Origin of the sequence: Streptomyces thermocarboxydovorans (assembly GCF_039524635.1) — a bacterium.
Taxonomy (GTDB): domain Bacteria; phylum Actinomycetota; class Actinomycetes; order Streptomycetales; family Streptomycetaceae; genus Streptomyces; species Streptomyces thermocarboxydovorans.
Window position 1 is genome coordinate 1 of the sequence record NZ_BAAAGU010000059.1, and the last position, 19,963, is coordinate 19,963.

At 70.5% G+C, this 19,963-nt stretch carries 17 protein-coding genes and 1 pseudogene; 13 read left to right on the forward strand and 5 right to left on the reverse strand.

Annotated features, from left to right (window positions below; translation table 11 throughout):
- Window positions 1–77 precede the first annotated feature (77 nt).
- The 7 genes and pseudogenes from ABD198_RS24570 to ABD198_RS24600 form a co-directional block, all read left to right on the forward strand.
- A pseudogene (locus tag ABD198_RS24570) lies at window positions 78–203 on the forward strand (IS5/IS1182 family transposase); the annotation flags it as partial.
- A 100-nt stretch (window positions 204–303) separates the two neighbouring features.
- Window positions 304–1,254 (forward strand): LysR family transcriptional regulator, encoded by a 951-nt coding sequence (locus tag ABD198_RS24575; RefSeq protein ID WP_344005769.1) that lies wholly within the window; start codon window positions 304–306, stop codon window positions 1,252–1,254.
- 126 nt (window positions 1,255–1,380) lie between these two features.
- Entirely contained in the window at window positions 1,381–2,421 is a 1,041-nt protein-coding gene (gene glpX, locus ABD198_RS24580) for a class II fructose-bisphosphatase (RefSeq protein WP_344005771.1), read from the forward strand.
- Between the two features lie 14 nt (window positions 2,422–2,435).
- On the forward strand, window positions 2,436–2,786 hold the full coding sequence (locus ABD198_RS24585; RefSeq protein ID WP_344005773.1) for a HesB/IscA family protein: 351 nt from the start codon (window positions 2,436–2,438) through the stop codon (window positions 2,784–2,786).
- Between the two features lie 59 nt (window positions 2,787–2,845).
- On the forward strand, window positions 2,846–3,856 hold the full coding sequence (locus ABD198_RS24590) for a class I fructose-bisphosphate aldolase (protein WP_344005775.1): 1,011 nt from the start codon (window positions 2,846–2,848) through the stop codon (window positions 3,854–3,856).
- Window positions 3,846–4,625, forward strand: coding sequence for an HAD-IA family hydrolase (locus ABD198_RS24595; RefSeq protein ID WP_344005777.1), 780 nt, complete (start codon window positions 3,846–3,848; stop codon window positions 4,623–4,625). The genes ABD198_RS24590 and ABD198_RS24595 overlap by 11 nt, the downstream gene beginning before the upstream one ends.
- A 16-nt stretch (window positions 4,626–4,641) precedes the next feature.
- Window positions 4,642–5,067: a response regulator transcription factor gene (locus ABD198_RS24600; protein ID WP_344005779.1), complete on the forward strand. Its 426-nt coding sequence runs from the start codon at window positions 4,642–4,644 to the stop codon at window positions 5,065–5,067.
- A gap of 42 nt (window positions 5,068–5,109) precedes the next feature.
- Here ABD198_RS24600 and ABD198_RS24605 read toward each other — a convergent pair whose 3' ends face one another.
- Together ABD198_RS24605 and ABD198_RS24610 are read right to left on the reverse strand one after the other, a co-directional pair.
- Window positions 5,110–6,300 (reverse strand): GAF domain-containing sensor histidine kinase, encoded by a 1,191-nt coding sequence (locus ABD198_RS24605; protein ID WP_344005781.1) that lies wholly within the window; start codon window positions 6,298–6,300, stop codon window positions 5,110–5,112.
- Window positions 6,297–6,959 (reverse strand): response regulator, encoded by a 663-nt coding sequence (locus ABD198_RS24610; protein ID WP_344005783.1) that lies wholly within the window; start codon window positions 6,957–6,959, stop codon window positions 6,297–6,299. Before ABD198_RS24610 ends, ABD198_RS24605 begins: the two co-directional genes overlap by 4 nt.
- 121 nt (window positions 6,960–7,080) lie before the next feature.
- Here ABD198_RS24610 and rpe point away from each other — a divergent pair, with 121 nt between their 5' ends.
- The 6 genes from rpe to ABD198_RS24640 all read left to right on the forward strand — a co-directional run bounded on the left by rpe (window position 7,081) and on the right by ABD198_RS24640 (window position 14,013).
- A complete protein-coding gene (gene rpe / locus ABD198_RS24615) occupies window positions 7,081–7,815 on the forward strand; it encodes a ribulose-phosphate 3-epimerase (protein ID WP_344005785.1) in 735 nt (244 codons plus the stop codon).
- The gene (gene tkt / locus ABD198_RS24620; RefSeq protein WP_344005787.1) at window positions 7,812–9,893 is read left to right on the forward strand and encodes a transketolase; all 2,082 of its coding nucleotides are present in this window, start codon (window positions 7,812–7,814) and stop codon (window positions 9,891–9,893) included. Before rpe ends, tkt begins: the two co-directional genes overlap by 4 nt.
- Window positions 9,878–10,828 carry a phosphoribulokinase gene (locus ABD198_RS24625; RefSeq protein WP_344005790.1) on the forward strand — a complete coding sequence of 317 codons (951 nt, stop codon included), beginning with the start codon at window positions 9,878–9,880 and terminating at the stop codon, window positions 10,826–10,828. The genes tkt and ABD198_RS24625 overlap by 16 nt, the downstream gene beginning before the upstream one ends.
- Before the next feature lie 127 nt (window positions 10,829–10,955).
- Window positions 10,956–11,129 (forward strand): hypothetical protein, encoded by a 174-nt coding sequence (locus ABD198_RS24630; protein ID WP_344005792.1) that lies wholly within the window; start codon window positions 10,956–10,958, stop codon window positions 11,127–11,129.
- Between the two features lie 540 nt (window positions 11,130–11,669).
- Window positions 11,670–12,290: an MEDS domain-containing protein gene (locus tag ABD198_RS24635; protein ID WP_344005794.1), complete on the forward strand. Its 621-nt coding sequence runs from the start codon at window positions 11,670–11,672 to the stop codon at window positions 12,288–12,290.
- Window positions 12,291–12,297: 7 nt separating this feature from the next.
- Window positions 12,298–14,013, forward strand: coding sequence for a helix-turn-helix domain-containing protein (locus tag ABD198_RS24640; RefSeq protein WP_344005796.1), 1,716 nt, complete (start codon window positions 12,298–12,300; stop codon window positions 14,011–14,013).
- A 687-nt stretch (window positions 14,014–14,700) separates the two neighbouring features.
- Here the strand turns inward: ABD198_RS24640 and nuoN are convergent.
- From nuoN to nuoL, 3 genes are read right to left on the reverse strand one after another with little or no spacing between them, the layout of a single operon-like run.
- Entirely contained in the window at window positions 14,701–16,353 is a 1,653-nt protein-coding gene (gene nuoN, locus ABD198_RS24645) for an NADH-quinone oxidoreductase subunit NuoN (protein ID WP_344005798.1), read from the reverse strand.
- Window positions 16,350–18,023, reverse strand: coding sequence for an NADH-quinone oxidoreductase subunit M (locus ABD198_RS24650; protein ID WP_344005800.1), 1,674 nt, complete (start codon window positions 18,021–18,023; stop codon window positions 16,350–16,352). Before ABD198_RS24650 ends, nuoN begins: the two co-directional genes overlap by 4 nt.
- On the reverse strand, window positions 18,023–19,963 hold the full coding sequence (nuoL, locus tag ABD198_RS24655) for an NADH-quinone oxidoreductase subunit L (RefSeq protein ID WP_344005802.1): 1,941 nt from the start codon (window positions 19,961–19,963) through the stop codon (window positions 18,023–18,025). Before nuoL ends, ABD198_RS24650 begins: the two co-directional genes overlap by 1 nt.

Below are 19,963 nucleotides of genomic sequence, written 5' to 3' on the forward strand. Positions count from 1 at the left end.
ATGTCCGGTTCGGCGGGAGGCCGCGCGGAACAGGACTCGCCCCACGGCGAACACCTCGCCGCGCGGCCGACCCAACCGCGTGGCTGTCCGGCTACCGCAGACTCAGCCCCCGCCACGAACGCAATCCCCGCAACTACCTGGCCTTTCTCGGCCTCGCCGCAGCACTCTGCTGCTACAAACGACTCCTCCGCCTCACCACATAGGACACCGTCTTAGCTCGGCTGCGACAGGTCAGAATAGTGGAGCTGACCCTCAAATATTTCAGCTGATGCTGAACTCATCCTTCAACCCATGGAGGTGTGTATGACGACCACCGCCCGGCTACGGGCCTTCGTCGCTGTTGCCGAGGCCGGGTCTGTGAGGGTCGCGGCACAGCGCCTCGTGGTGACGGAGTCCGCAGTGTCGGCGGCCGTCGCCGCACTCACCCGGGAGGTCGGCGTCCCACTGGTGGAGCGTGTGGGAAGAGGCCTGTGCCTCACGCCCTCCGGACAGACCTACGCCGACTACGCCCGTACCATCCTCGGCCTGCACGACGAGGCGCTGACCGCTGCGCGGGGGGACGTCGACCCGGAACGGGGACGGGTGCGGGTCGCCGCGGTCACGACTGCGGGGGAGCACGTTCTGCCCACCGTGATCGCAGGATTCCTCGCGCACCACCCCGGGGTGGACTTGGGGCTCGAGGTCGGCACGAGCGAGCAGGTGTGGGGGCTGCTCTCCGCCCACGAGGCCGACCTCGTCATCGCCGGGCGACCACCAAGCGGTCTCGACGACGTCGTCGTGCGCGCGGTTCGCCCCAACGAACTCGTGGTCGTCGCAGCCCCCGGGCCGGCCGAGGACTTTGATCTAGGGCGGACCACCTGGCTGCTGCGCGAGGCGGGCTCGGGTACCCGCGTCACCTGCGAGGCCTTGCTGGCCGGTCTCGAGGTGGACCCTCCACAGCTGACCCTGGGCTCCAACGGCGCGGTGGTTGCCGGGGCGGTGGCCGGGCTCGGTGCGACCCTCGTCTCCCGTGACGCGGTCGCCCGGCATCTGGCCACAGGGGAGCTGGTCGAGGTGACGGTGCCGGGCACGCCGCTGCGCAGGCCATGGCATGCCGTGACCCATGCCCGAACGTCGGCGAGCACGACCTTGCTCCTCGACTACCTGCTGCACGACGGAGACGACAGGACGGCCGGTTGGCGCCGCCCACCGCGTGCCGGTTCCCCCGCACGTTCCACCCGCCGGGGGGTGAGAGGGAGCGGGCCGCAAACCTAGGGTCCTGGTCAGGACACCGCCCCGTACGGCCTCTCCGTATCGCCCCGACCACGTACGGGGCGGTCGTTCTGCCCCAGGAAGCCGGCCCCGTACGCGTACAGGGCTCGACCCGAGAGGGAGAGGGACATGACGACACCCGCCGATGTCGGTACGGGGGGTAGCGCGGCGGCTCGGCCCGCGCCGGACCGCAACCTTGCGCTCGACCTGGTGCGCGTCACCGAGGCCGCGGCGATGGCGGCCGGGCGCTGGGTGGGCCGGGGTGACAAGAACGGCGCCGACGAGGCCGCCGTCGATGCCATGCGCGCCATGATCGGCACCGTGCCGATCCGGGGCATCGTGGTCATCGGCGAGGGCGAGAAGGACGCCGCCCCGATGCTCTACAACGGCGAACTGGTCGGCGACGGCCGCGGTCCCGGTTGCGACGTCGCGGTTGACCCGATCGACGGGACGACGCTGACGTCCAAGGGCATGGGCAACGCCGTTTCCGTGCTCGCGGTAAGCCCGCGCGGGTCGATGTTCGACCCGTCCGCCGTGTTCTACATGGACAAGCTCGTCACCGGGCCCGCCGCAGCCGGCGCCGTCGACATCTGCGCCCCGATCGCCGACAACGTGCGCGCTGTTGCGAAGGCCAAGGGCTGCGCACCCGAGGACGTCACCGTGTGCATCCTCGAGCGGCCACGGCACACGGACCTGGCACATCAGGTGCGCAGGGCAGGCGCCCGGATCAAGTTCATCTCCGACGGCGACGTAGCGGGCGCGGTCATGGCGGCGCGCGACGATACCGGTGTCGACCTCCTGCTCGGCATCGGCGGCACGCCGGAGGGGATCATCGCCGCCTGCGCGGTCAAGTGCCTCGGCGGTGTGATCCAGGGCCGGCTCTGGCCGCGCGACGACGCGGAGCGCCGCCGGGCTCTCGACGCCGGGCACGACCTGGACCGGGTCCTCACCACCGAGGACCTCGTCAGCGGCGAGGATGCGTTCTTCGTGGCCACCGGGATCACTGATGGCGAGCTGCTGCGCGGCGTGCGGTACGGCCCGGACCGGGCAGTCAGCGAGTCGCTCGTCATGCGTGCCCGCAGCGGCACCGTTCGCTTCGTACGCAGCGAGCACAAGCTCGACCGGCTCGGTTCCTACAGCGTCGTCGACTACCGCCGGCACAACCAGTGAGCGGGAGCAGCGAGATGACAGTCCGGGACCTGACCCCACCCAGCGGGGTCGTCCTCACCGACGCCGCGGCGTCCAGGATCAGGAGCCTGCTCGAGCAGGAGGGCCGCGACGACGTACACCTGCGTGTGGTCGCGCAGCCCGGGGGCTGCTGCGGCCCGAGCTACCAGCTGCTCTTCGATATGCGGGTACTCGACGACGACATCGTCCAGGAACTCCGCGGCATCAGGGTCGTCGTGGACCGGACGAGTGCCCCGTACCTGAACGCCGCGACGATCGACTTCGTCGATACGACCGCGGCGCAGGGCTTCACGATCGACAGCTCCCACGCACATGGGTCCTGCGCCTGCGGGGCCTCGTTCCGCTGAACCTGCCACGCAGACCACCGCCCCACGCCTGTTCCCGATGCTGAAGGAGAGTGACTGTTATGGCCGACCTGGCCCACACTGCTGCCGCCATGGTGGCCCCTGGGAAGGGAATCCTCGCCGCGGACGAGAGCATCGCCACCATGTCCGCCCGGCTGGAGAAGGCCGGTGTGGCGCCGACCGAGGAGAACCGCCGGGCCTACCGGGAGATGCTCATCACCACTCCCGACCTCGCCAGCGGGGTGAGCGGCGTGATCCTGTGCGACGAGACCTTCCGCCAGGCCGTTTCGGACGGGCGCACCTTCCCCGAGGCCATGGCACAGCGCGGGCTGCTCCCCGGCATCAAGGTGGACACCGGAGCCAAGCCACTGGCCGGCGCGCCGGGCGAGACCGTGACCGAGGGGCTGGACGGGCTGCGCGGGCGGCTCGCCGAGTACGCCGCGCTGGGCGCGCGCTTCGCGAAGTGGCGGGCGGTCATCTCGATCGGGGACGGACGGCCGACCCGGCGGAAGGTGCGAGCCGACGCCCACGCGCTCGCCCGGTACGCGATGCTGTGCCAGGAGGCCGGCATCGTGCCGATCGTCGAGCCCGAGGTCCTCATGGAGGGCACGCACGGCATCGCCCGCTGCGCGGCGGTCACGTCGGATGTGCTACAGGAGGTGTTCGCCGAGCTGGACGGGGCGGAGCTTGACGGCATCGTGCTCAAGCCGAACATGGTGGTGCCCGGAAGGGACTCCGGCGAGACCGCCACACCGGACGAAGTCGCGCAGGCCACGGTGAGTACACTGCGCGCCGTCGTGGAGGAGAAGGTCGCGGGGATCGCGTTCCTGTCAGGTGGGCAGAGCGCTGCGCAGGCCACCGCCAACCTCGCCGCGATGCAGCGACTTGAGGCGCCCTGGCCACTCACCTTCTCCTTCGGGCGGGGTCTCGTCGACCCGGCGCTTGCTGCGTGGCGAGGCGACCCCGAGCGGGTGGCCGACGGCCAGCAGGCGCTCGCCCACCGGGTCGCGTGCAACACCGCCGCCCTCACCGGCACCTACACTGACGCGCTGGAACGGGAGCATGCCGCCTAACGGGTTCAGGCGAGCCACGGCGCAGCGTGCCGCAATCGTCTTCGACGTCGACGGCACGCTCGTCGACAGCGAGCGGGATGGCCACCGGGTCGCTTTCAACGCGGCTTTCGCCGCCGCTGGGCTGCCGTACCGGTGGAACGTCGAGGCGTACGGCCGCCTCCTCAAGATCACAGGGGGGCGTCGGCGTATTGCCGGATTCCTGGAGAGCCAGGGGTATCGCTCCGAGGAGGCAGCAGCGCTCGCAGCAACGCTGCACGTGGACAAGACGGCCCGGTTCCGGGAGATGGTCGAGCAGGGCCGCATTCCAGCGCGCCCGGGCGTTCCCGAGTTGCTCGCCGAGCTCGCGGCCACCGGCATCACTCTCGCCGTCGCCACGACCGGCACCCGGGCGTGGGTCGAACCGCTGCTCGACCGGCTGTTCGGGTCGGGCACCTTCGCTGTCGTGGTCACCGGCACCGAGGTGCCCGCTCTCAAGCCGGACCCGGCCGTCTACGGAGAGGCGCTGGCGCGGCTCGGAGTGCCTCCTGCCCGCGCGCTCGCCGTCGAGGACTCGGCGAACGGGCTGGCTGCAGCACTGGGTGCCGGCCTGCGCTGCGTGATCGTGGCGAACGACTACACCCGCGGCGAGGACTTCACCGGAGCTCTGGCCGTGCTCGACGGGTTCAACGGCCCCGACGCGGCGACTCTGATTCGCCATCACGCGCTTGAGACCACGCGGTCCACCCCATGCGGCCCGTCGGGAAGGAACGACGAAAATGATCTCCGCTGATCGGGGGGATGCCCGCATGGCGCACGCCGACGCAACCGTCACGGTCCTTGTCTACAGCGACAACCGGAACACCCGCGAGCAGGGGCGGCTGGCCCTCGGCCGCCGCCCCGCTGCCGACCTGCCGGAGATCGAGTACCTGGAGTGCGCTACCGCGCCCGCGGTGGTCGGGGCGCTGGACCTGCATGCCACGGGGGGCGCGCTGATCGACCTGCTGATCCTCGACGGCGAGGCCGTGCCGGAGGGCGGCATGGGCCTGTGCCGGCAGCTGAAGGATGAGATCCACGGCTGTCCGCCAGTGCTGTTGCTGATCGCTCGGCCGCAGGACTCCTGGCTGGCCACCTGGAGCGGGGCGGACGCGGTCATCACGCGACCGGTGGAGCCGGCGGCGCTCGCCGAGGCCGTGGCGACGCTGCTCAGGAGCCGACTGGCCGGCAACAACTGACCGTCTCGGGAGCCGAGACGACACGCGCGATGCCCACCGCCCCTACGGGAACGGGACCTTGGCGATGACCGTCGTGCCCTGGTCGGGGCGGGACCATACCTCGAGCCGGCCGCCGACAAGCTCCGCGCGCTCGGCCATGCTGCCCATGCCGTACCCGCCGGCGCCAACGTGCCCTGGCAGCAACGCAAGGCCGTCGAAACCGCGCCCGTCGTCGGTCACCTGCAGCGATACCTCGTCGCGGTCGCAGCGCAGCTCGAGCCGGGCCTGGCTGGCCTGGGCGTGTTTGACGACGTTCTGCAGCGCCTCCTGCGCGATGCGGTAGAGCGCGATCTCCACGTGCTCGGGAAGCCGGCACTCCTCGACATCGACGGTCACCTCGACGGCCGCGATCGACCGGGCCAGGCTGGCCAGGGCATCTGCGAGTCCGAGGTCATCGAGGACCGGCGGTCGCAGGCCGTTGATCGCCGCCCGGGCCTCGTCCAGCGTGAGGCGGGTGAGCCGACGTGCGTGCACGAGCTGCTCGGCCGTGAAGTCCGGCGCTTCGGTGAGTGCGTCGGACGCGGCGTCGAGGTGGAAGCGGAGGCTGAAGAGCCGTTGGGTGATGCCGTCGTGGATGTCGGCGGCCAGTCGGCGCCGCTCCGACTCCTGTGCCGCGATGACCTGCTCGGCGAACCGCTCGAGCGCGCGCTCGCGGGTGGCCAGCCTGCGGTGCAGCCGCGCCTGGTGCAGCGCTGCGGCGACGAGGCTGCCGATCGAGGTGAGCAGTCGCACGTCCCGGTCGGTGAACTCGCGGCGGTCGCGCGTGTGCACGTTGAGGGTGCCGACGAACCCACCGGGGTGGCTGGCCATGGGCACTGAGACCATGGACGTGTAGTCCTGGCCGCGCAGTTGCGGGAAGTACCGGTATCGCGGGTCGTCCTCCTTGTTCTCGACAATGACCACCGGCTGCCGATGGCTTGCCACCCACCCGCTCACGCCCTCGCCGATGGGCAGCTGGATCAGGCCCACTTCGCGGTCGAACGGCGGTGTCGCGCCGACGAGCGTGAGCGACCCGCCGGCGTCATCGAGCACATGCACGAAGCACACGTCGGTGGCGGTCGCTTCCGAGATGAGCCTGGCGACGTTCCCTGCCAGCGGCCCCAGTTCGGGCCCAGCCGAGATCGCCTCGATGATGCCCACCAGCAGCGCGTTCTCCCGCTCCGGGTCGGCCAGTCCGAGGCCGTGCCCGGTCAACGGAAGATCCCTTCGCGGAGCGCGACCGCGACCGCGCCGGCCCGGTCGCTCACCTCGAGCTTGCGGTAGATCGAGCGCACGTGGCTCTTCACCGTCTCACCACCCAGGACGAGCTTGTTCGCGATTCCGCGGTTGGACAGACCGGTGACCATGAGCGCGAGGACCTCGCTCTCCCGCTGGGTGAGGCCCAGGGCCGCGCCGGGCCAGAACTCCCCGGCTTGCAGCCGCGCGGCGGACGCGGCTGCCCGGCCGGCCATGGTCGGGTCGACGACCGTCTCTCCCGCGGCCGCCCGCTCGACGTGGCGGAGCAGCTCCTCGCCACCCATCCACTTGAGCAGGTAGCCGGCTGCCCCAGCGCGCAGTGCCTGGTACAGGTACTGCTCATCGTCGTACGCGCTGAGCAGCACGACCTTCCTCTCGGGGGCGGCCTCGACGAGCCGCCGGCACAAGTCGAGGCCACTGTAGGGGCCACGCAGCCGCACGTCGGACAACACGATGTCGGGATCGAACGCCGCGACGACGCGTTCCGCCTCTTCCGCGTCTGCCGCTTGCCCCACCACACGGACGCGCCGCGTGAACCGTGCCAGCAACGCCTTGAGTCCCTCGAGCACCATCTCGTGGTCGTCGACGAGCACGACCCGCAACGGTCGGTCTTCCATCCGAACACGATAACCGTCGGGATTCGTGCACGGAATCCCCGACGGTCTCCCCCGCTCGGGGGGAGCCGCTCACGGTCTGCGAACGTAGCGTCGTCCGCAACGCTGAAGACAGGAGGCCCAGATGGCGCCGACCGCATCGCCGCCGCGCATCGTCCCGTCAGTCCTGCCCGCGGACTTCTCGCGACTGGGAGAAGAGTGCCAGCTGCTCGAGCGGGCCGGGGTGGACCGCATTCAGTGGGACGTCATGGACGGCGCCTTCGTTCCCAACATGACCATGGGTCCGGACATCATCGCGTCGGTGCGCCCGCTGGTGACCCTCGGATTCGAGGCGCACCTGATGGTCGAGGAGCCGGATCGCATGCTGCGGCGCTGGGTCCAGGCCGGCTGCGAGATCGTCATCGTCCACGCCGAGTCGACCCGTCACCTGCACCGCACCCTCGCCGCGGTGCACGACCTGGGGGCCCGCGCCGGGGTGGCGGTCAACCCGGCGACCCCGCTGAGCGCGGTCGAGCACGTGCTCGACCTTGTCGACCTGCTGCTCGTCATGACGGTCAACCCGGGCTTCGGCGGCCAGGAATACCTGGCGTCCATGGAGCCCAAGATCGCTGCAGCCCGCGCGCTCATCGCGCGCACCGGGCGGGAGATCGAGCTGGAGGTGGACGGCGGCATCGCGCGCAGCACCATCGCCGGCGCCGCGCAGGCCGGCGCCACGACGTTCTGCGCCGGCAGCGCGCTGTTCCGCGAGCGGGACCGCCTCGCCGACGAGGTGGCGCAGCTGCGCTCGCTGGCCGCGGAAGCGGCACCGGATTACGCGCAGGCGCAGGGCTTGCAGGAGAAGGACCAGGAGGCAGCATGAGTGCGCCCGGAGACAGGGTGCTGATCGCGCCGGCCGGCCCCGTGACGGCCGACCTGGCGCCCGCGCCGGACGACATCGACGCCCAGGCGACAGCGACGATCCGACTGCTCGCCGCCGACGCCGTGGAGGCCGCCCGCAGCGGACACCCCGGCCTGCCCATGGGCGCCGCGGTCCCGGCGTGGGTGGTGTGGTCGCGCTTCCTGCGGCACGACCCGACCGAGCCCGGCTGGCTGAACCGCGACCGGTTCGTGCTGTCCGCCGGGCACGGGTCGATGCTGCTGTACGCGCTGCTGCACCTGTTCGGCTACGACCTGCCGATCGACGAGCTGCGCCGGTTCCGTCAGTGGGGGTCGGCGACGCCGGGTCATCCCGAGTACGGACACACGCCCGGCGTCGAGACCACCACCGGTCCGCTCGGCCAGGGTCTGGCCAACGCGGTGGGCATGGCCCTGGCGGAGCGGATGCTCGCCGCCCGGTGCAACACCGAGGAGCACACCGTCGTCGACCACCGCACGTGGGTGCTTGCGGGCGACGGCGACCTCATGGAGGGCATCAGCCACGAGGCGGCCTCGCTCGCCGGGCACCTTGGGCTGGGTCGGCTCATCGTCGTCTACGACGACAACGACATCACCATCGACGGCCCCGCCAGCCAGTCCTGCCGGGACGACGTCCTGGGGCGGTTCGCCTCCTACGGCTGGCAGGCGCTGCGGGTCGACGACGGCAACGACGTGGCCGCGGTGACGGCAGCGCTCACCGAGGCGGTCGCCGACGAGACCAGGCCCAGCCTCGTCGCGGTGCGCACGACGATCGGGTACGGCGCGCCGACGCTCGCCGGCACGAGCGCGGCGCACGGTGCCCCGCTCGGGGAGCAGGAGCTGGCGGCGACGCGGGCGCGGTTCGGCTGGCCGGCCGAGCCGTTCCACGTGCCCACCGCCGTCGCGGAGCACTGCCGCCGGCTGGCAGGCGAGGGACGCGCCGAGCGGCTGTCCTGGGAGCACGACCGCGCCCGGTGGCACGACGCCCACCCCGAGCTCGCCGCGGAGTGGGATGCGGCGATGTCGGCGCTGCCGCCGTCCGACCTCGCCGGCCTGCTGCCGCACTTCGAGCCCGGTACGGCGATGGCCACCCGCAAGGCGTCGGGGGCGGTGCTGGCCGCGGTCGGCCCGTCGTACCCGGCGCTCGTCGGCGGGTCGGCGGACCTCGCGGCCTCGACGAACACGACGATCCCCGGAGTCGGGGACGTCGGGCCCGGCGCTTACGACGGCCGCACGGTGCACTTCGGGATTCGCGAGCACGCCATGGGCGCGGTGCTCAACGGTATGGCACTGCACGGAGGGCTGCGGCCGTACGGGAGCACGTTCCTCGTGTTCTCCGACTACATGCGCCCCACGGTGCGGCTTGCCGCGCTCATGGGGCTGCCGGTGGTGTTCATCTTCACGCACGACTCCATCGCGGTCGGGGAGGACGGACCCACGCACCAGCCGGTCGAGCAGCTGGAGTCGCTGCGGCTCATCCCGGGGCTGGCGGTGCTGCGCCCCGGCGACGCCAACGAGACCGCGGCCTGCTGGCAGGTGGCGCTCGAGCGCCGTGACGGCCCGACGGTGCTGGTGCTCACCCGCCAGGACCTCCCGGTGCTGGAGCCGGTGCCCGCGAGCGTGCTCACCCGGCACGGGTCCCAGGTCGTGCGCGAGACCTCCGAGGAGCCCGACGTGGTCCTGATCGCGACCGGGTCGGAGGTGGCCCTTGTGTGTGCCGCCGCCGATGCGCTCGCCGAGCGCGGCGTTGCCGCCCGGGTCGTGTCGGTCCCGTGGCGCGAGCGGTTCGAAGAGGCGCTCGGCACCGACCCCGGACTGCTGCCGGACTGCCCGGCGGTGTGGGTGGAGGCCGGCGTGCCGCACGGGTGGCAGGCCCTCGCCCGGCCCGGCGACCAGGTCATCGGGCTGCGGCGGTTCGGCGCCAGCGCCCCTGGCCCGGTCGTCTACAGCGAGCTCGGTTTCACCGTTCCCGCGGTCGTCGAGGCCGCGCTGACCGGCATCCGTAGCAGGACAGAGGAGGAGTCGACATGCCGTACAAGCTGATGCGGATGCAGCGCGCGGACGCCAACCAGGCACCCGTGAAGCGACCCGTCATGCTCGCCATCGCCGGCGACAGCGCGGCGGGCAAGACCACCCTCACCAAGGGGCTGGTCGAGGCGCTCGGGCCGGAGCGCAGCACATCGGTCTGCGTGGACGACTACCACCGCTACGACCGGCAGGAGCGCAAGGGCCTGCCGTTCACCGCGCTGCACCCGGACTGCAACTACGTCGGGATCATGGAGCAGCACCTCCAGCTACTCGCCACAGGCCAGCCGATCCTCAAGCCGGTCTACGACCACGACACCGGCCGGCTCACCCGGCCCGAGCTCGTCGAGCCACGCGATTTCGTCATCGTCGAGGGCCTGCTGCCGCTGCACACGAAGCTGACCCGGGCGTGCTTCGACGTGACCGTCTACCTCAACCCCCCGGAGGAGGTCCGCCGGGAGTGGAAGATCAAGCGGGACACCCAGAAGCGCGGCTACACCGTCGACCAGGTGCTCGCCGAGATGGACCGCCGCGAGCCGGAGTCGGAGGCGTTCATCCGCCCCCAGCGGCGATCCGCCGATATCGTCGTCCGCTTCGCACCGATTGCAGGCCGGGAGGACCCGCCCGGCACGCCGCTGTCGGCCGAGCTGCTGCTGCGGCCGACCATCCGGCACCCGGACCTGAACGGGGTCCTCTCCAAGGGCGACCAGCGTGCGATCCACCTCAAACTGGCCCGGGACGAGGACGGCCGTCCCGTCGACGCGCTGCACGTCCACGGCTACGCGCCGCGCGAGGAGAGCCATGTGGTGGAGAAGGCCATCTGGTCGCAGCTCGGCGTGGACGCCGGCGACCCTCCGGACACGCTGGGCAAGCTCGACGTCGGTGAGCGCAGTGAGCCGCTGGCCATCACCCAGCTCCTCCTGCTCTACCACCTGCTGGAAGCCACCCGCTGACGGCTCGGCCCCGGCCCGATCTCGGGCCGGGGCAGTGGAGGCCCGCGCCCGGTTGCGGCGAGACGGTCACTGCTGTGAACAACGCCGCTAGCCGGGTCCACCCGCGAGCGAAGTGAAAAGACAGCACATGAACACGACCCTGATCGCCGTCGGCTGCGGGGTAGTCGCGCTCGCCGTCGGGTACGTCATCGGCGTCCTGTCCACCAAGCAGGCCGTGCGGGACTGCGAGGCCCAGCTCGAGGACTTCCTCGCCCACTGGGTCAAGACTGGCTTGACCGAGGAGTTCCCGGACTATGACTGACCAAGCAACGCACAGAGCACGCAGCCCGTCGTAGGCATCGGCTGGTTCCGACGATCCTCCGCCCTCGGTGCTGGTGATGCCCGACTCGCGTCACGAACGTTGACAGTCCGCGCCCTCCGCTACGTCTTGGCGCCAGCTGTCCCCGTGCCATCCCGCAAGTGAGGGAACCTCAATGCCCGTTTCCACGGCCCTCCATGGCCTGGCACAGCCCCCTGCTCTGCACGCCCCGCAGGCGGTCCTGGCCGTGCCCGCCGAGGTCGCCTGGTCTCGGTAGCGCACCGCTTCGCCTCGGACCTTCTCGCCCGCCTCCTGACGACAGGGACAGCGCCGAGCTCATCGTCGCCGAGCTCGCTTGAGGATTGGGTGGAACATGCAAGGTCAGCTCCCGGCCGACCCGCTACAGTGCGCAACGTGGCGGCGCGCCCACCAGGCCCTGCGCCAGCCACTGCGGCAACAAGTCGCCCAGCAAATATGAAGATCACGATCTATAGCTGGAATGTTATGCTTCTCGATTAAGGTTTGCCGGAGAGGGGGTCGACGGTGCCTGACTCGATGCCGACCTCGGTTGCTCTCGGCGTTGCAGGTGTCCAGGTCACGCCTGGCGATCATCTGTGCGCCTTCTACCGCGGCCCGGCTGCGCGCGACGAGATCCTGATCCCGTATCTCCGCGAGGGACTGCAGACCGGCGACAAGTGCATCTGCGTCGTGGACGCGAACGATCCCGAGGCGGTGCTGGCAGCCCTCGCCGCGGACCTCGACCGTGGACCGTGTCTGAGCAGTCAGCAGCTCGACGTTCAGCGATCAAGTGACACATACCTGCGTGAGGGCAGGTTCTCGACGGATGTCATGCTCGATTTCTGGGACGACGCGGTCGGCGGAGCTCTCGCTCATGGGTTCAGCTTTTCCCGGGCCGTGGGGGAGATGACCTGGTCACTGCGCCAGATGTCCGGGGTCGAAGAATTAGTGGAGTACGAGTCGAGGCTCAACCGCTTCCTGCCGCGTTACCCCCAGGTGGTCCTTTGCCTGTATGACCTCGACCGGTTCAGCGGCGGGATACTGCTGGACGTGCTGAAGACGCACCCAAAGGTTCTGGTCGGCGGCATGCTGGTCGCCAACCCCTACTACCTCGAGCCCGACGAGTTCCTCGCGACGAGGCAGTGAGGAGGCGATGAGTACGCCTGCGGTCCCGGCCGCACGCTCGGCAGCGCCGGACACGACACTGCGCGACCAGCTGAGCAACCTCCGCGGCCTGCTGATGCTCTCCATGCTGATGACTGAGAGCACCGACGAACGGCAGATCCTGCACCTGGCGACCACGTCGGTGGCGTCCTTCGGGCGCTGCCACGTCGAGGGCGTCTACTACCTGGGGGATGGGTGGCAGGCGACTCCGGCAGTGCGTCCGGAGGTGCGGGCGGCGATCGAGCCCCAGATCATGGCTCTCGGCCACAGCGGCGGTCTGGTCACCGTCCCCGGCCAGGGCTGGGGATGGGCGCTGCCAGTGCGCAGCCTCGACGAATACGTCGGTCACCTGATCGTGTCGGCCGGCGAGGAACCGTCGTCGGACGAGCAGTTCCTGCTTCAGGCACTCGCCCAGCAGACCGGTGTGGCCCTCGCGAACGCGCGGCTCCACGCGAAGGAACGGGCCGCCTCCGAGGAGCTGCGCACAGCCAACGCCGCGCTTGCCGAAACACTCGGCGCACTCGAACGGACCCTGCAGATCCACGACCGGTTCACCAGGGTCGCGGTCGCGGGCGAAGGGCAGGAGGGCATCGCGACCGCTCTGCATGAACTTACGGGGTTCCCCGTGGCCATCGAGGACCGATACGGCAACCTGCGGGCGTGGGCGGGCCCGAACAAACCCGGCCCGTACCCGAAGGATCCCCCAGCGCGCCGCGAGCAGATGCTGCGGCGCGCGGTGCGCGACGGGCGGCCGATCCGCGAGGGCGGGCGGTTGCTGGTAATCGCCAGTCCGCGCCCGGATATCCTCGGTGTCTTGGCGCTGGTGGACCCTGCCGGGGCGGCCCGGGACCAAGACCTGATCGCATTGGAGCACGGGGCGACCGTGCTGGCGATGGAACTCGTCCGCCTGCGCAGTTTGGCCGAGACCGAACTGCACTTGCGGCGTGACCTGGTTGAGGAACTACTGTCGGGTACCGATGAACAGAGCGCCTTGGCCCGCGCGCAGGCGCTGGGCTACGACTTGGAGCGCGTGCACAGGGTGATCGTCGTCGAGGGAGGCGCGCAGGCGCAGGACCCGGAGGCGCTGCTCCACGGCGTGCGCCGCGCGGCCGGTTCGACAGGTGTCGGCTCGCTGCTGATGACCCGTGGTGACGCTGTGGTCCTGCTCGCCGACCGCGTGGTGCCCTGGGATCGGTTCCGCACGGCCGTCGTGGCCGAACTGGGCGGCGGCCGGTGCCGGATCGGGGTCGGCGGCCCTTGTGAGCGACCCGGGGAGTTCCCGCGCTCCTACGGCGAGGCATTGCTCGCGCTGAAGATGCAAAGCACCGCGCACGGCAGCGACCGCGTGGTCAGTTACGAGGATCTGGGCGTGTACCGGCTCCTCGGCGAGGTCGGGGACCCGGCAGCAGTCGAGCGGTTCGTGCGGCATTGGTTGGGACCGCTCCTGGACTACGACGCCAGCAAGCGGTCCGACCTGGTCAACACGTTGAGCTGGTATCTCGAGTGCGGTGGACACTACGACTCCACGGCGGCGGCTCTGTCGGTGCATCGCAGCACACTCAAGTACCGGCTGCAGCGGATTCGCGAGATCTCGGGGCATGACCTTGCGAATCCGGACACCCACTTCAATCTGCAGCTGGCCACCCGGGCCTGGCGGACGCTCGAAACACTGCGCTCCCGTCCCAGGACCGCAGGGGACTGCTGATCAGCTGCGATCCCGAGGTGGGGGCGATAACGGATTCGTGGACGCGGTCGCATTCCCGTCTGTCGATCTCGCTCGCCGCACGGCGGAATTCGTCCGCAAGGTGGCGATCCCGGCCGAGGAGGAGTGCGGCGGTGTGTCCGCCGCCGGGGGAGAGGCGCCGCGGACGCGCCTGAGGGAGGCCGCCCGAAGCGCGGCGTGTTCGCCGCCTGTCCTGCCCGAGTTCGGCGGCCACGGCCTGGACTTGCGCGGACGGCACTGATCTTCGAGGAGGCCGGATAATCGTTGTTCGGCCCGCCGGTGCTGAACTGGCGGCGCCCGACGGGGGCAACACGCACATGCTCGAGGCGATCGCCACGCCGGAGCGGACGGGCGCGGCGTACGCGATGTGCATGGCCCGCACCGCGCAGGACATCGCGGTGGCGCGGGCCGCGGACAGCCGGCCGTTCGCGGCCCGGCTGGCCGACGGTATGGTCCAGCTGATGGTCGCCGACAACGAGATCGATACCGCCGCCCCCCCCGCGGGCTTGATCCACCAGCCGTGCGGGGAACTCGACCAGGGCCGGTCCGAGGCGCAGCCCACCGCGATGACCATGACGTTCACGGCCGAGGCAGTGTGGGGGTCGTCGACCACTCGCTGCAGATCGACGCTATTCGTGGTGAGTGATGGGGAAGCGTACGGCGGCGCCCTCAGCGGACGAAGAGCGAGGCCTTGTCCGCCAGGTCGAGGACGTACTGCGGGAGCAGGCCGAGCGCCAGGGTGACCAGGACGCCGAGGCCGATGGAAGTGGCCGTCAACGCGCTGGGGACAGCGACGGACGGCCCGCTGGGCTCCGGCTCGGAGAAGAACATCAGGACGATGACCCGGAGGTAGACGAACGCCGCGACTGCCGAGGACAGCGCACCCGCGATCACCAGCGGCACCGCTCCGCCCGCCGCTGCCGCCTGGAAGACGGCGAACTTCCCGGCGAACCCCGATGTCAGCGGGATGCCGGCGAAAGCCAGCAGGAAGAGGGTGAAAACCGCCGCCAGCAGCGGGGAGCGGCGGCCCATGCCGGCCCAGCGGGAGAGGTGGGTGGCCTCGCCGCCCGCGTCGCGGACCAGGGTGATGACGGCGAAGGCGCCGAAGGTCACGAAGGAGTACGCGGCCAGGTAGAAGAGGGCCGAGGACAGGGCCGCCTTGCTGGTGGCGATCACCCCCGTGAGGACGAAACCGGCGTGGGCGATGGAGGAGTACGCCAGCAGCCGCTTCACATCGGTCTGGGCGACGGCCAGCACCGCACCGATGACCATGGTGAGGATCGCCACCCCCCACAGCACCGGCCGCCAGTCCCACCGCATGTCCGGGACGGCGACGTACAGCAGCCGCAGCAGCGCGCCGAAGGCCGCGACCTTGGTGGTAGCGGCCATGAAGCCGGTGACCGGTGTCGGGGCGCCCTGGTAGACGTCCGGCGTCCACATGTGGAACGGAACCGCGCCGACCTTGAACAGCAGCCCCACCAGCACCATAGTGCCGCCGATCAGCAGCAGGGCGCTGTTCGTGGTGGTGCCCAGCGCCGGGGCCGCCGGGAACCGGCCGGCGATGACGTCGGCGATGCCGCCGAGCGAGACGGTGCCGGCGTAGCCGTACAGCAGGGCCGTTCCGAACAGGAAGAACGCCGAGGCGAAGGCGCCGAGCAGGAAGTACTTGACCGCGGCCTCCTGGGAGAGCAGGCGGCGGCGCCGGGCCAGGGCGCACATCAGGTACAGCGGCAGCGAGAAGACCTCCAGCGCGACGAACATCGTCAGCAGGTCGGCTGCCGCCGGGAAGAGCAGCATGCCGCCGACCGCGAACATCGTCAGCGGGAAGACCTCGGTGGTCGCGGACCCCGCCCGAACGGCAGCCCTCTCGGCGTCGCTGCCGGGCACTGCGGCCGCCTGCGGGGCGAAGGCGTCCACGGGCGCGCCGTCCGCGCCGCGCGGCTCCAGCCGCCGCTCGGCGAAGGCGAGCACCGCGACGATGGAGACCAGCAGAATGACGCCCTGCAGGAACAGCGCCGGGCCATCCACGGCGACCGCGCCCATGGCAGCCAGGTTGGCCTTGTTGGAGGCGTAGCCGCACGTGGCGAGCGTGACGACGGTGCCGACGGCGGCGGTCAGCCCCAGCAGGGCGACGGCCACCTGAGTGGTGCGGCGGATGCGGCGGGGCAGGAACGCCTCGGCGAGGATGCCGACGACAGCGGCGCCGAACACGACGAGCATGGGCGCCAGCTGCCCGTACTCGACCTTCGGGGCAGGGATGCCGGCGGTGTCGCCCGCCGCCGTCCACACGGTGTAGGCAGCTCCCGATGCGAGGGCGCTCACTTCGCCTCACCTCCGGCGTTCTCGTGGATGGGGGAGTGCGAGAACCCGCCGCGCTGTCCTGCGGCCGGGTGGACGGGCTTCGGATCCATGCGATGGACCTCGGCGAGTGTGGCCTCGACCGCCGGGTTGACGATGTCCGTGACGGCCTTGGGGTAGACGCCGAGCCCGATCAGCAGGGCCACCAGCGGGGTCACCACGAGCAGCTCCCTGGCCCTGAGGTCGGCCATGGGGGCCACGCTCTCCTTCACGGGGCCGGTCATGGTGCGCTGGTACAGCACCAGCACGTACAAAGCGGAGAGGACGATGCCGAAGGTGGCGACGACGCCCAGCGTCGGGTAGCGGGTGAAGGTGCCGACCAGCACCAGGAATTCGCTGACGAAGGGTGCCAGCCCCGGCAGCGACAGGTTGGCCAGGCCGCCCACGAGGAACGCTCCGGCGAGCACGGGGGCGATCTTCTGCACGCCGCCGTAGTCGGCGATCAGGCGGCTGCCGCGCCGCGAGATCAGGAACCCGGCGACCAGCATCAGCGCGGCGGTGGCGATGCCGTGGCTGACCATGTACAGGGTGGCGCCGCTCTGACCCTGGGTGGTCATCGCGAAGATGCCCAGGATGATGAAGCCGTAGTGGGAGATGGACGCGTAGGCGATCAGCCGCTTGATGTCCTTCTGGCCGACCGCGAGCAGCGCCCCGTAGATGATCCCGATCACAGCGAGCACCAGGATCGCGGGCGCGAAGAACTTCGATGCGTCGGGGAACAGCCCGAGGCACAACCGCAGCATCGCGAAGGTGCCGACCTTGTCGACGACCGCGGTGATCAGGGCCGCGGTGCCGGCGGTGGTCTCGCCCATGGCACCCGGCAGCCAGGTGTGCAGCGGCCACAGCGGGGCCTTGACGGCGAAGGCGAAGAAGAAGCCGAGGAAGAGCGCGCACTCCGTCGCCGGGTCGATGGACAGCTTGCCGTCGCGGATCGCACGGGTGAGGGTGGCCAGGTCGAAGCTGCCGTCGCCCCCGCTGCCGATCCCGGCCCGGGCGGAGAGCGTGTACAGCCCGATCACGGCGGCCAGCATCACCAGGCCGCCGAGCAGGTTGTAGAGCAGGAACTTCACGGCCGCGTGCGAACGCTGCCCGGCCGCCTCGTCACTGCCCGCCCGGTCGCCGAAGCCGCCGATGAGGAAGTACATCGGGATGAGCATGGCTTCGAAGAAGACGTAGAAGAGGAAGACGTCGGTGGCCAGGAAGGACACCAGCACCATCGCCTCAACGGCGAGGACCAGGGCGAAGAAGACCTGGGTGCGGCGGCGGTTCCCGAACGACCTCTCGGGCAGAGACTCCGGGTCGGCGTCGTGCCAGGAGGCGAGCATCACCAGCGGCACGAGCACGGCGGTCAGCAGCACCAGCACCGTGCCGATGCCGTCCACGCCGAGCGAGAAGGCCATCCCGAAGGTCTTGATCCAGGCATACGACTCGGTGAACTGGTAGCGGGCGCCGCCGGGATCGAAGCGTCCGGCAATGACGGCAGCCAGGGCCAGGGTGACGGAGGCAAAGATCAGGGCGACGGCCTTGGCGCTGCGCCGCCGGGCATCCGTTGTCGCGGCGGGCAGCGCGGCCGTGACGACCGCGCCGACCGCCGGGACGGCGGCGGTGACAGTCAGCAGCGGGAATGAGCTCATCACACCGACCTCATCTGGAGAATGGCGGCGACCAGCACCCCGGCACCGCCGAATATCGAAAGTGCGTACGATCGGACGTATCCGTTCTGGACGCGGCGCAGCCAGCCGGACAGTCCGCCGACCGCGGCGGCGGTGCCGTTGACCATGCCGTCGACGACCGAGCGGTCGAGGTGGACCAGGCCGCGGGTGAGGTATTCGCCGGGCTTGACGAACACGACGTGGTTGAAGTCGTCCTGGAGCAGATCGCGGCGCGCGGCCCGGGTGAGGAGCGAGCCACGGGGCGCCGCGACGGGGACGGGCCTGCGTCCGTACTGCGCCCAGGCGAGCCCGGCACCGATGGCGAGCACGGCCATCGTGGCGAGGGTGACGGTCGCTGCGCTGACGGGCGGATGCGCTTCGGCGTGTCCGGTGACCGGCTCCAGCCAGTGCAGGAACGCGTCGTTCAGGCTGAACACGCCGCCGGCGAAGACCGACCCGAAGGCGAGCAGGATCATCGGGATTGTCATGACCTTGGGCGACTCGTGCGGGTGCGGCATCTCCCCGGGGTGCACCTCGATTCCGGGCTCGACGCTGTGCGCCGTGCCGGGATCGGGGGCCGGCTGCCACCGCTTCTCACCGAAGAAGGTCAGCAGCATCACGCGGGTCATGTAGTACGCGGTGATGGCCGCGCCCAGCAGGGCCGCGCCGCCGAGGATCCAGCCCTCGGTGCCGCCCTTGGCGAAGGCCGCCTCGATGATCTTGTCCTTGGAGAAGAAGCCGGACAGGCCGGGGAAGCCGATGATGGCCAGATAGCCGAGGCCGAAGGTGACGAAGGTGATCGGCATGTACGTCCGCAGGCCGCCGTACCTGCGCATGTCGACCTCGTCGTTCATGGCGTGCATGACCGAGCCGGCGCCGAGGAACAGCCCGGCCTTGAAGAAGCCGTGCGTGACCAGGTGCATGATCGCGAAGACGTAGCCGATGGGGCCGAGGCCCGCGGCCAGGACCATGTAGCCGATCTGCGACATCGTCGAGCCGGCCAGCGCCTTCTTGATGTCGTCCTTCGCGCAACCGACGATCGCACCGAAGACCAGCGTGACCGCGCCGACCGCCACGACCGCCGCCTGGGCCTGCGACGCCGCGTTGAAGATCGCACCCGACCTGGTGATCAGGTAGACGCCGGCGGTCACCATGGTCGCCGCGTGGATGAGGGCCGAGACCGGGGTCGGGCCCTCCATCGCGTCACCGAGCCAGGACTGCAACGGCACCTGGGCCGACTTGCCGCACGCGGCGAGCAGCAGCATCAGCGCGATCGCGGTGAGCGTGCTCTCGCCGGTCCTGTCGACCGAGGCCGGCACCGGCTCAAAGGCGAACGTGCCGAAGGTCGTGAACATCAGCATGATCGCGACCGACAGACCCATGTCGCCGACGCGGTTGACGAGGAACGCCTTCTTCGCCGCCGTGGCCGCGGACGGCTTGTGCTGCCAGAAGCCGATCAGCAGGTACGACGCCAGGCCGACGCCTTCCCACCCGACGTACAGCAGCAGGTAGTTGTCGGCGACGACGAGCAGCAGCATCGCCGCGAGAAAGAGGTTGAGGTAGCCGAAGAAGCGGCGGCGCCGCTCGTCGTGCTCCATGTAGCCGATCGAGTAGATGTGGATCAGCGTGCCCACACCGGTGATCAGCAGGACGAAGGTCATCGACAGCTGGTCCAGTTGGAAGGCCACGTCCGCGTGGAAGCCTCCGACGGGAATCCAGCTGTACATGTACTGGTGGATGGCGCGGTGTTCGCCGTCCCGGCCCAGCATGCCGGCGAAGAGCACCGCCCCGACCACGAACGAGGCCGCCGCGAGGGCGCAGCCGATCCAGTGGCCCGTACGATCGAGCCGCCTGCCGCCGCACAGCAGCACCGCAGCGCCGAGAAGCGGCGCAGCGACGAGCAATCCGATGAGGTTCTCCAC

Excerpts from the sequence above, each read along its gene's own strand:
- ABD198_RS24575 (WP_344005769.1), top strand. The coding sequence starts at position 304 with ATGACGACCACCGCCCGGCTACGGGCCTTCGTCGCTGTTGCCGAGGCC.
- glpX (WP_344005771.1), top strand. The coding sequence starts at position 1,381 with ATGACGACACCCGCCGATGTCGGTACGGGGGGTAGCGCGGCGGCTCGG.
- ABD198_RS24585 (WP_344005773.1), top strand. The coding sequence starts at position 2,436 with ATGACAGTCCGGGACCTGACCCCACCCAGCGGGGTCGTCCTCACCGAC.
- ABD198_RS24590 (WP_344005775.1), top strand. The coding sequence starts at position 2,846 with ATGGCCGACCTGGCCCACACTGCTGCCGCCATGGTGGCCCCTGGGAAG.
- ABD198_RS24595 (WP_344005777.1), top strand. The coding sequence starts at position 3,846 with ATGCCGCCTAACGGGTTCAGGCGAGCCACGGCGCAGCGTGCCGCAATC.
- ABD198_RS24600 (WP_344005779.1), top strand. The coding sequence starts at position 4,642 with ATGGCGCACGCCGACGCAACCGTCACGGTCCTTGTCTACAGCGACAAC.
- ABD198_RS24610 (WP_344005783.1), bottom strand. The coding sequence starts at position 6,959 with ATGGAAGACCGACCGTTGCGGGTCGTGCTCGTCGACGACCACGAGATG.
- rpe (WP_344005785.1), top strand. The coding sequence starts at position 7,081 with ATGGCGCCGACCGCATCGCCGCCGCGCATCGTCCCGTCAGTCCTGCCC.
- tkt (WP_344005787.1), top strand. The coding sequence starts at position 7,812 with ATGAGTGCGCCCGGAGACAGGGTGCTGATCGCGCCGGCCGGCCCCGTG.
- ABD198_RS24625 (WP_344005790.1), top strand. The coding sequence starts at position 9,878 with ATGCCGTACAAGCTGATGCGGATGCAGCGCGCGGACGCCAACCAGGCA.
- ABD198_RS24630 (WP_344005792.1), top strand. The coding sequence starts at position 10,956 with ATGAACACGACCCTGATCGCCGTCGGCTGCGGGGTAGTCGCGCTCGCC.
- ABD198_RS24640 (WP_344005796.1), top strand. The coding sequence starts at position 12,298 with ATGAGTACGCCTGCGGTCCCGGCCGCACGCTCGGCAGCGCCGGACACG.
- ABD198_RS24650 (WP_344005800.1), bottom strand. The coding sequence starts at position 18,023 with ATGAGCTCATTCCCGCTGCTGACTGTCACCGCCGCCGTCCCGGCGGTC.